We start from the raw sequence: 10658 nt of genomic DNA, 5'->3' as shown, positions 1-10658 counted from the left end.
CTCCTTCATGCTGTTTGGCCGCGACATCACCGTCCGCTCTTTTTTCATCGAACCGTCCGTGCGCGATAAGGGCGCAAGGAGCAGGTCATTCTGGATCAGGCGATCCGTTCGATACGAGCCATGTAGAAACCGTCGAAGCCGGTCTCGGACGGGCTCACGGTGTGATCGTCACGCAGACGGAAGTTTTCGTTGGCGGCGAGGAACTTGTCCACCTGCAGGCGGTTCTCCTCGGGCAGGATGGAGCAGGTTGCATAAACCAGCAGACCACCCACTTTCACCATCTGGCTGTAACGCTGCAGGATCTCTTCTTGCAGCGCGACCAGCACCGGCAGACGCTCGGCGGTATCACGCCACTTGGCATCCGGATTGCGCTTGAGTACGCCAAGACCGGAGCAGGGCACGTCCAGCAGTACGCGGTCGGCGCTCTCTTTGAGGCGCTTGACGGTCTTGCTGCTGGTGATGACCCGGGTCTCCACGTTGTGAGCACCAGCGCGACGAGCGCGTTGCTTGAGGTTCTCCAGCTTCCACTCTTCCACATCCATCGCCAGCAGACGGCCTTTGCCCTGCATCATGGCGGCGATATGCAGGGTCTTGCCACCGGCACCGGCGCAGGCGTCGATAACGCGCATGCCCGGGGCAACTTCCAAAGCGGCAGCAACCAGCTGGGAGCCAGCGTCCTGCTGTTCGAAGCAGCCATCGGCAAAGGCCTTGGTACGGAACAGGGCGGCGTCAGAGGTGACCTGCAGGGCAGTCTCCACACCTTCAACCGGAATGGTGGTGACCTGCTCTTTGGCCAGCATGGCCTGCAGTTCATCACGGGTGCACTTGAGGGTGTTGACCCGCAGGTATCGCTTGGGCATCCAGGCCAGGGCGGCACGCTCGGCAGGCCAGGCTTCACCCAGCTGCTCGCTTCCCAGTTTCTCCAACCAGCTCGGGCAACCATCCATCAATACCGGGTTCTTCTTCGCCTCGGTCAGACGGCGGCGGAATGCTTCTTCATTGAAGCGATCCAGGGTCGGGTGATTGGGCTGGGCAATTTTGTGGAAGGCGTGCCAGCTGTGCAGCAGCGGCCAGACATTCTTTTCGGCCTGACGCACCTGAATGCCGGTGAGGAAGCAATAGAGGCTGAGACGGCGCAGCAGGTCGCCGGTGACCAGGGCAATCCTTGCCTGTTCTTGCGGTTTTAGTTCGATGCCGGAGAAGTGACGGGCATAAGCGCGGTCGAGGGTAAGACCCTGACCGAGCACATCGTCAACAATGGCAACGACCAGATCCCCGAAACGGGGCAACAGTGGGGATTTGAGCATGAGATTAACCTTGGCCAGATAAAGATGAATCACCCCGGTAGCGGGATGATTCTGAAACAGACAAACGGCGCAATGATAGGTGGAAGGGGGATGCGGTGCAAGGTGGATATTCGGCGAGTCATGCAGTATCTGGCTCGGTTGCTCCATATAAATGAGCAGCAACTGACCAGCCGCGATTCCTGATTGCAGGGAAATTTAAGGCAGTGTGACTTGCCAACTGTATAGCCATGGAAAATAAGTCGGAAATATGGGCGAAAGAGGCGCCATGTTGCCAAGGAAGGGTGAATGTTGTCCCTGATACCAGGTTTACAAGGTCGGTTTATCGAGCGCACAATGCCTGCGTCACTCTCTTGATGGTCGTGGAACCATTATTTATTTGAAGGAAAATCAAGATGATGGATGTTGCTGATCTGCGCCGTGAGTATACCCGTGGCGGGCTGCACCGGGCCGATCTGCCGGCCGAGCCGCTGGCGCTGTTCGAGAAGTGGTTGGCGCAGGCCTGTGAGGCCAAACTGACCGATCCCACCGCCATGGTGGTGGCGACGGTGGATGCCGAGGGTCAGCCCTGGCAGCGCACCGTGCTGCTCAAGCACTACGACGCCCAGGGGATGGTTTTTTACACCAACATGGGCAGCCGCAAGGCGCAGCAGCTGGAAGGCAATCCCCGTATCAGCCTGCTCTTTCCCTGGCATACGCTCGACCGTCAGGTGCATGTGACCGGTCGGGTGGAGAAGATGAGCACTTTCGAGGTGATGAAGTATTTCCACAGCCGTCCCAAGGATAGCCAGATTGCCGCCTGGGTCTCCAAGCAGTCGACCCGCATCTCGGCCCGTGGCGTGCTGGAGGCCAAGTTCCTCGAGCTCAAGCAGAAGTTTGCCAATGGCGAAGTGCCGCTGCCGAGCTTCTGGGGCGGATTCCGGGTGGTGATCGAGACGGTGGAGTTCTGGCAGGGGGGCGAGCACCGGCTCCACGACCGCTTCTACTACACCCGCGACGGGGATGGCTGGCATATCGAGCGTCTGGCTCCCTGAGCGCGCTATTCGAATCTGTTTTCACAAGGAGTGTGTATGCGTCTGTATGGTGATCTGCGTTCCGGCAACTGTTACAAGGTGTGGCTGCTGGCCCGCTGGCTGGAGCTTCCCCTTGAGTGGGTAGAGGTGGATATTCAGGAGGGGGATACCCGTACCCCCGCATTTCTGGCCATGAACCCCAATGGCAAGATCCCGGTGCTGGAGATGGGCCAAGGCGATGCGCTGGCGGAATCCAACGCCATCCTCTTCTATCTGGGGCAAGGCCGCGCCTTGTGGCCCACTGATCCACGCCAGCAGGCCGAGGTGCTCAAGTGGATGTTCTTCGAGCAGTACAGCCATGAGCCCTACATCGCGGTGGCCCGCTTTATCGTTCACTATCTCGGCCGACCCGAGTCCCAGGAGGCGCGGCTCGACGGTCTGAAAGCCGGTGGCGAGAAGGCGCTGGCGGTAATGGAGCAGCAGTTGAAACAGAGCCCCTATCTCTGTGGTGATGCGCCGACCATCGCCGATATCGCCCTTTATGCTTACACCCACGTGGCAGAGGAGGGGATCTTCTCTCTGCAGGGGTGGCCAGCTATCCGTAGCTGGATCGCCCGTATCGAAGCCCATCCCCGCCATCTGACGCTGCCAGTGGCCTGTCAGGCCAGCTGATGGAATTGCTGATCGAGGCCAGTCTGTGGCAACCGCAGTGGGCTGCGCTGTTGCTGCACTGGCAGCAACAAAGTCATCGCTGGCAGCTGCTGCTGGGCAAAGAGGCGGCGGCCGCCCTCGATCAAACCGATGCACCCTGGGCGAGCAGCCCTCCAGACGGGGTGCTCTGCCCTGGAGCCCTGCTGGCTGCCTGGCTCGATGGCGATCTGCTGGCGGATTTTCATGTTGATCCCAGCCGCCAGGTTCTGATCAGTGCCTCTACCTCCCTATTGACCCTCGCCAAGGAGCAGGGACTGCTCACCCTTGGCCCTGTGGGGGCCGATCTGCCGCTCACCCCCGAGGCCGATTTGGGCGCCGTGCTCAATCGCCTGCTGGCGCGCCGCGTGACGGTGCCGACCCTGGCTGAGGGGCATTCGCTATCAGGTGTCGTATTGCGACAACTGCAGGCCGACGATGAGCGCGAGATAGTGCGCTACTGCAGCGACGAGGCGCTGGCGCGCTACACCCTCAATATTCCTCACCCCTATCCGCCGGAGGGGGCCCGCGACTGGCTGGCGCTCAGCTGGCGCAAGGCGGCGCTTGGCCTTGGCTGGAGCTGGGCCATCACCTTGCCAGAGGAGCAAGGTGCGGCGTTGCTTGGGGTGATCTCCCTGCACTGGAATGGCGAGCTCGCCTGGTGGGTGGGCGTGCCCTGGCAAAATCGCGGTCTGGCGACTCGGGCCGCTGGCTTGGTCAAGGGGTTCGCCTTTGCCCAACTGCAACTGCCTGCGCTGACGGCTCGCCATATGCCAGACAATTTAGCCTCCGGCCGGGTGATGGCAAAACTGGGCATGCACTATCGTGGGCGGCGCCATATCAGCGGTCGCCAGCCGTGTGAGGTGAGTTACTGGCGACTGGATCGCGCTCCCTCCTTACCCAATCCCTTTCCCGAGGAGATTGCCCGCTGGCTTGCTGATGAGCGGATTGCTGTGGTGATCCTGTGTGATCCCGCAACGACCAATCGGCAGAGCGCCAACGGCAAGCTGGCCATCTCGCTCTTTGTGGATGAGAGGGGCGCGGGGGAGGAGTCCTGCTCTATTCGCTGCCCGCCGCATCTTGAGAGGTCTCTGGAGCTGCACTGTTACCCCGTCGAACTGCTGGAGCAGGCCGAACCGGAGCAGTTGTCCCATCTTGGCGGCGTCTTGCTGAAAGACAGGGATGAACAGGGGCTGGCGTGGCTGCTACAACTGGCCGCGCAGCAGCGTCAAGGGCCCGACCTGCTCAGCCGCGAGGAGCGCGCATCACGGCGCCACTGGTTCAAACAATTGATGGCGCAGGCGCTGGGCGATCAGGGTGACTCTTCGCAGATGCGCTATCAGCAGTTACGGCTGCTGGTGGAGCTGCCGGAGCTGGTTGATGAGCTGGATGGCTGTTGGCATCAAACGCCCGAACTGACCTTTGATCGGTTGGCGCGGGAGGCTCCCGCCCTCTGGTTTGCCTACCGTGAGGCGATGAACAGGGTCACCCCGGCTACGCTAACCGCCTTGCAGCAGCAGTTTGCAGCTCGTTTTCCTGAGTGCACCCTCCCATTTTTGGACAAAGGTACTCAGAATGACCAGCCGTTGTGTGGAATAATGCCCGCTCTGCTGTACGAGGAGTAATACCTGATGTTGAGAACCGAGCGCCCCGGTGACATGCTGCCGGTTTATGAGCTGCTGAGTGCCGCCTTCGGTCGTTCCGATGAGGCCGAACTGGTCAACCGCCTGCGCGAATGTGGTGCTGCCGTGGTGACCATGGTCGAAGAGGAAGAGTACGAGTTCATGGGGCACCTGATGCTAAGCCCGATCACCATTAACGGCATGGAAGGGCCCTGGCTCGGTCTGGCGCCGGTCGCGGTTCATCCCGACTGGCAAGGTCAGGGTATTGGCTCTGATCTCATCCGTGAAGGGCTTGATACGGCGCTTGAGATGGACTGGAAAGGGGTGGTGGTACTCGGGGATCCGGCCTATTACAGCCGTTTCGGTTTCCGCCCGGCCAGCGAGTTTGGCCTCCACTGCATCTATGAGGTGCCTGCCGACTGCTTTATGGCAATGGAGCTACAGGAGCGCGGTTTTGCGGGTGTGCAGGGTGAGGTGCTCTATCACCCCCTGTTTGATGAACTCCCCGACGAGTTGCCGGATGCGCAGGCAGAAGCGTCCCATTTATAGCGAGACGTCGCAGCGACAAGCCATAACGAAAAAGCCCTCATCGAGGGCTTTTTCATCTTGTATTGGTCCCTGCCGGGCTTATTCGAGCAAATTGGTTCAGGCAATGATATCGAGCTGGGTGCCCTTGCGATTATCTTCGCCCACCATGTCACCCATCTGCTGGGCGAGCGGGCTCTGCTGGAATTGCATGTAGTCGCTGAGATTCTGCTGGCGCTGGTAGCGATTCGCAGCCTGATACATATCAGCCGTGCTCGGGCCCGACTTGCTGTCGCTCTCTTGACCGCTGGCCTCCAGGTAGCGCTCCACCACGGCTTTATCTTGCTGGTTAGCCGTATAAGAGACCGCCAGGGTTCTGCGAGCCGTTGCTTTCTCTTCGCTCTGTGCCTGCAATTCATCCTTCTTGGTCAGTGCTTCGTTACGGGCCTGACTGACCTGCTCGGGTGTGACAGCGGGAGAGGAGGGGGATTTGCCGTAATCGGGCAGCGGCATGGGCCGGGAGGTGATTTGCATGGTGGCGCTTCTCTTGTGAACAGGGACGGACGCATGATACCCATCCATGTTAGCTCAATAAATGACCACATGTCGGTTCATCAAGAGTAGGTTCAGCTTCGCGCATCGATTGTTAATTGAACCGCCTCTGAGTGACAAAAAAGGCGCCATAAGGCGCCCCTTTATCCTTCGGTTACTGCAGGATCAGTTGAAGAACCAGTACCCTCGGTTGACCAGACGGGTCAGCAGTTGCAGGAAACCGGCCTGATCGGCCAGCTCCACCATGTCGGCCTGAGTGATGATGTCCTTGTCACACAACAGGGAAATGGCGGCCGCGTCTTCGCTCTGCAGAGTCCAGGCTTCGCCGTCGATGAAGCATTGTTGGCTCTCGCCGCTAAACCAGACGGTGCGCAGACCCGGCACCTTGATGGCAGGTTCGCCCTGGGTCAGCAGGTCGGCCACTTCCTCGGCGCTGTAGTCCGGCTCGACCGGATTGACGTCCAGATCGTGCTTGGCCTCGGAGATCATGGTGCCGAACCACTCCTTGAACAGGGTCTCGTCATCGAGGGCCTGTTGCATCAGCTCGCGCAGACGGTGCAGCTCGTGGGGCTGGATCTCGCCGTGACGGGCACGGGGCTTGAGATCGGCATCGCCGTAACGCTCGGTACGCACCTCGTTGTCGATCAGATGATCGGCAAAGGAGGAGATAAGCGCCTTGGCATCCGGTGCGCGGAAACCCACCGAGAAGTTCATGGAGGGCTCGATGGCGTAGCCTTCGTGGGGGAATCCGGGCGGAATGTAGAGGATGTCGCCCGGCTCCATGATGACGTCGATGATCGCCTCGAACGGCTCGCAGTGCAGCAGTGCGGCATGGGCGGCAAACTCGTTGAGCGGCTTGGCATCGCCAACCCGCCAGTGGCGCTTGCCCAGCCCCTGGGTGATGAACACATCGTAATTGTCGATGTGGGGGCCGACACCCGCATGGGGGGTGGAGAAGCTCACCATCACATCGTCAAAGCGCCAGCCCGGAATGAACTGGAACGGCACGGCCAGCTCGTTCACCTCGGGAGCCCAGTGGTTGCAAGCCTGTACCAGAATGGTCCAGTTCTCTTCGCCCAGATGGTCATAGGATTCGAAGGGGCCGTGGGTAGCATCCCACTTGCCGTCGAAACGGGTGACGAGGCGGGACTCTACCACCTCTTCCATGGCCAGACCCGCCAGCTCGTCAGGGCTGATTGGATCCTGAAAGTCCTTGAAGCCACCCTTGATAAGGAGCGGGCGCTTCTGCCAGTAGTGCTCGAGGAAGTGAGCGATATCCAGATTGAGTTCGTACATGCTGTTTCTCGTGTCTCGCAAAGAGGTTTTGCCCAAGGCAGGCTTGGGAAAAGCCACTCGGGATCCTGCCGTGGCAGGGAAAATAACAGGGGCCCTGTGGCGTATCGTGCACAGGGCCCCTTCGTCACTGCCGGTTGGCTTACTTCAGCAGATCGACCAAACGCTGGGCGTCACCGATGTAGTTGGCCGGGGTCAGCTTCTTCAGCTCAACCTTGACAGCTTCCGGCAACTCCAGGGTGTCGATAAAGGTACGCATCCCTTCGGCATCGACGCGGCGACCACGGGTCAGCTCCTTGAGCTTCTCGTAGGGCTTCTCGATACCGTAGCGGCGCATCACGGTCTGGATCGGCTCGGCCAGCACTTCCCAGTTGGCATCCAGATCGGCGGCCATGGCGGCGTCGTTGGCTTCCAGCTTGGAGATACCCTTGAGGGTCGCCTGATAGGCAATCAGGGAGTAACCCACCGCCACACCCAGGTTGCGCAGTACGGTAGAGTCGGTCAGATCACGCTGCCAGCGGGAGATGGGCAGCTTGCTCGCCAGATGCTGGAACACGGCGTTGGCCAGACCCAGATTGCCTTCGGAGTTCTCGAAGTCGATGGGGTTGACCTTGTGCGGCATGGTGGAGGAGCCGATTTCCCCCGCGATGGTGCGCTGCTTGAAGTGGCCCAGGGAGATGTAACCCCACACATCGCGGTCGAAGTCGATCAGGATGGTGTTGAAGCGGGCCATGGCGTCGAACAGCTCGGCGATATAGTCGTGCGGCTCGATCTGGGTGGTGTAGGGGTTCCAGGTCAGGCCTAGAGAGGTCACGAACTCCTCGGAGAACTGGTGCCAGTCCACATCCGGGTAGGCGCTGAGGTGGGCGTTGTAGTTGCCGACCGCACCGTTGATCTTGCCGAGGATCTCCACCGCCATGATCTGCTTGAACTGGCGCTCAAGACGGTAGGCGACGTTGGCCATCTCCTTGCCCATGGTGCTCGGGGTCGCCGGCTGGCCGTGGGTGCGGGATAGCAGCGGCATGTCACGGTACTCGTGGGCCAGACGCTTGAGCTCGCTGATCAGCTTTTCGCAATAAGGCTTGATGACCTCTTCGCGGGCGGTTTTCAGCATCAGACCGTGGGAGTTGTTGTTGATGTCTTCCGAGGTGCAGGCGAAGTGGATGAACTCGCTGACAGCCGCCAGCTCCGGGTTCACTTCGACTTTCTCTTTGAGGAAGTACTCCACCGCTTTCACATCATGGTTGGTGGTGCGCTCGATCTGTTTGATGCGGGCGGCGTCACTCTCGTTGAAGTTGCTGACGATGCCGTCGAGCAGGGCGTTGGCGGCCGCGCTCAGGGCAGGGACTTCCGGGATCCCGGCGTGGCTGGCCAGTTTTTGCAACCAGCGCACCTCGACTTCGACGCGAAAACGCAGCAGGCCGAATTCGGAGAAGATAGGGCGCAGGGCATCGGCCTTGTCGCCATAACGACCGTCAATCGGGGAAACAGCAGTCAGCGCGGACAGCTCCATGGGGTGAACTCCTGATGATTTGTGTGGGGGATCCGTATCCACTCGCGCGTGGGGCTGAGTCGTCATCAAGGCGGATGTGCGGCTGTTCACCCTGATGTCGACCTCGGCTGGCCCGCGCGCGAGCCGATGATTAGTAACGTTTGGCCAGCTCCACCATCTTCTTGCGAGCGAAGATGATCTGGGTGCGGCTGCCACCGAGCTGACGCCACAGCACGCAGGCACGAATGCCTGCCAGCAGCAGGGCGCGCACCTTGTGCTGCACCAGCGGTTGCTGCAGGAACAGCGGGGTACCCGCCACCTGGATGCGTGGCCCGATGGGGCTGATAAGATCGCTGTAGATGCTCGCCATGTTGGCCAAAATCTGCTCGTCGAGCAGATCGAAGTGCTGTTGCTGGCGGCCAATCTGGCTGATCCGCTCACCCAGCATGTTGAGAATGTCCTTGCGCTTGGCCAGCTTGCGCTCCAGCGCAATCAGGCTTACCACGTAGCGGGTCAGCTCGGCATTCTTCTGGCTGCCGTCGGCACCCAGCTGCTCGACCAGCGCACGGTAGCCGTCGCGAATGGCCAGATGGGTGTTGTTGAACACCTCGAGCGGCTGGCTCGGGTTGGTCACCAGAATGCTGGAGAGGCTCTCGCGCAGGGCGGCCTCGTCACAGCTGCCGTCTCGGGCCACCTTCTGCACCAGATACGCGGCCTGGCAGATGCCGGCAAAGGCCATTGTTCTGTCTTGGAATTTATCGCTCACGTCTGCTGCCTTCTGTTAAGGATTCAAACCGGATGGCTGAAACGTTGTTCGATGATGCCGCCGCCCAGACACACTTCCCCGTCGTAGAAGACGGCGGACTGGCCCGGGGTTACCGCAGCCTGTTTCTCGTCGAAGATGACCCGGATGGTTTCGTCGTCGATGGGCTGGATCAGGCAGGGGATATCCTGCTGGCGGTAGCGGGTCTTGACGGTGCAGCGACGCGGCTCGCGAATGGGGGTGCGATCCACCCAGTGCAATTGGCTGGCAATCAAGCCATCGGAGTAGAGGCGGGGATGCTCGCCCTGCGCCACCACCAGCACGTTGCGCTCGACCTCTTTGTCGACCACATACCAGGCCTCTTCGGTGGCATCTTTGCGCCCACCGATGCCGAGCCCCTTGCGCTGACCCAGGGTGTGATACATCAGACCCTGATGCTCGCCGATCACCTTGCCATCCACGGTCTCGATTTTACCGGGCTGGGCGGGCAGGAACTTGGCCAGGAAGTCCTTGAACTTGCGCTCGCCGATAAAGCAGATGCCGGTGGAGTCTTTCTTCTTGGCGGTAATGAGATCCAGCTGCTCGGCGATGCGGCGCACCTCCGGCTTTTCCAGATCGCCAACCGGGAACAGGCTCTGACCCACTTGCTTCTCGCTCAGGGTATAGAGGAAGTAGCTCTGATCCTTGTTGGTATCGAGACCGCGCAGCAGGCGCGGGCGGCCGGTGCTGTCGTCACGGCGCACATAGTGGCCGGTGGCGATGTAGGTGGCACCCAGCTCTTCGGCGGCAAATTCGAGGAACGCCTTAAACTTGATCTCCTTGTTGCACAGGATATCCGGGTTCGGCGTGCGGCCAGCCTTGTACTCTTCGAGGAAGTGCTCGAACACGTTGTCCCAGTACTCGGCCGCGAAGTTGATGGTGTGGAGTTTCATCCCCAGCTTGTCGCAGACGGCCTTGGCATCAGCCAAATCCTGGGCGGCAGAGCAGTACTCGTCCGTGTCGTCTTCTTCCCAGTTCTTCATGAACAAGCCTTCGACCTGATAGCCCTGCTGCTGGAGCAGGTAGGCCGAGACGGAAGAATCCACGCCGCCGGACATGCCGACGATCACCTTGATTTGGCTGTTGTCTGTCATTAGTCGAAGTTACCAGTTCGTTTAAACGGGGCGTATTCTACCAGAGTTTTGCGCCCCCGGTCACATATCCATGCCGCAGTTCCCATCAGGAGCCTGATAGCAGGAAATCGTTTTTCCGTTGTTGGCCTTTGTCACCGAAAAAGAGTGTCAAATGGCCTCAAATAAAGGCCTTGAGTGCCGACAGTGGCAGCCGTGTCCCCGCCAGATAATCCTGAATGCACTGCCATACCAAGGGGCTGCGCAGGGCCGGTTTGCATTCCGCTATTTCTTCCAG

10 protein-coding genes and 1 pseudogene are annotated in these 10658 nt (G+C 60.2%); 4 read left to right on the top strand and 7 right to left on the bottom strand.

What is annotated here, in order from left to right:
* Window positions 1–95: 95 nt before the first annotated feature.
* Entirely contained in the window at window positions 96–1307 is a 1212-nt protein-coding gene (locus AB5Y92_RS04735; protein ID WP_005344030.1) for an RsmB/NOP family class I SAM-dependent RNA methyltransferase, read from the bottom strand.
* Window positions 1308–1699: 392 nt separating this feature from the next.
* Here AB5Y92_RS04735 and pdxH point away from each other — a divergent pair, with 392 nt between their 5' ends.
* From pdxH to AB5Y92_RS04715, 4 genes are read left to right on the top strand one after another with little or no spacing between them, the layout of a single operon-like run.
* Window positions 1700–2338: a pyridoxamine 5'-phosphate oxidase gene (gene pdxH, locus AB5Y92_RS04730; RefSeq protein WP_005334637.1), complete on the top strand. Its 639-nt coding sequence runs from the start codon at window positions 1700–1702 to the stop codon at window positions 2336–2338.
* Window positions 2339–2374: 36 nt separating this feature from the next.
* Window positions 2375–2989: a glutathione S-transferase family protein gene (locus AB5Y92_RS04725; protein WP_368225780.1), complete on the top strand. Its 615-nt coding sequence runs from the start codon at window positions 2375–2377 to the stop codon at window positions 2987–2989.
* On the top strand, window positions 2989–4629 hold the full coding sequence (locus AB5Y92_RS04720) for a GNAT family N-acetyltransferase (RefSeq protein ID WP_368225778.1): 1641 nt from the start codon (window positions 2989–2991) through the stop codon (window positions 4627–4629). Before AB5Y92_RS04725 ends, AB5Y92_RS04720 begins: the two co-directional genes overlap by 1 nt.
* Before the next feature lie 6 nt (window positions 4630–4635).
* Window positions 4636–5175: a GNAT family N-acetyltransferase gene (locus AB5Y92_RS04715; RefSeq protein WP_159164073.1), complete on the top strand. Its 540-nt coding sequence runs from the start codon at window positions 4636–4638 to the stop codon at window positions 5173–5175.
* Window positions 5176–5271: 96 nt separating this feature from the next.
* On the opposite strand, the gene AB5Y92_RS04710 is transcribed toward AB5Y92_RS04715, so the two are convergent.
* The 6 genes and pseudogenes from AB5Y92_RS04710 to AB5Y92_RS04685 form a co-directional block, all read right to left on the bottom strand.
* Complete coding sequence (locus tag AB5Y92_RS04710; RefSeq protein WP_150998479.1) at window positions 5272–5685, bottom strand: hypothetical protein; 414 nt, start codon at window positions 5683–5685, stop codon at window positions 5272–5274.
* A 183-nt stretch (window positions 5686–5868) separates the two neighbouring features.
* Window positions 5869–6999: a cupin domain-containing protein gene (locus AB5Y92_RS04705; protein ID WP_368225776.1), complete on the bottom strand. Its 1131-nt coding sequence runs from the start codon at window positions 6997–6999 to the stop codon at window positions 5869–5871.
* 139 nt (window positions 7000–7138) lie between these two features.
* Window positions 7139–8509, bottom strand: a complete 1371-nt coding sequence (gene purB, locus AB5Y92_RS04700; protein WP_005334624.1) for an adenylosuccinate lyase — start codon at window positions 8507–8509, stop codon at window positions 7139–7141.
* Window positions 8510–8639: 130 nt separating this feature from the next.
* A complete protein-coding gene (gene hflD, locus AB5Y92_RS04695; protein ID WP_005334622.1) occupies window positions 8640–9254 on the bottom strand; it encodes a high frequency lysogenization protein HflD in 615 nt (204 codons plus the stop codon).
* A 23-nt stretch (window positions 9255–9277) separates the two neighbouring features.
* Window positions 9278–10384 (bottom strand): tRNA 2-thiouridine(34) synthase MnmA, encoded by a 1107-nt coding sequence (gene mnmA / locus AB5Y92_RS04690; RefSeq protein ID WP_005353619.1) that lies wholly within the window; start codon window positions 10382–10384, stop codon window positions 9278–9280.
* Between the two features lie 157 nt (window positions 10385–10541).
* Window positions 10542–10658, bottom strand: a pseudogene (locus tag AB5Y92_RS04685) (NUDIX hydrolase); the annotation flags it as partial.

This window comes from Aeromonas sp. R1-1 (assembly GCF_040908495.1).
Classification (GTDB): Bacteria; Pseudomonadota; Gammaproteobacteria; order Enterobacterales; family Aeromonadaceae; genus Aeromonas; species Aeromonas veronii.
The sequence above is the reverse complement of the archived record's forward strand: the minus strand, read 5'-3'. Positions and strand labels throughout refer to the sequence as shown.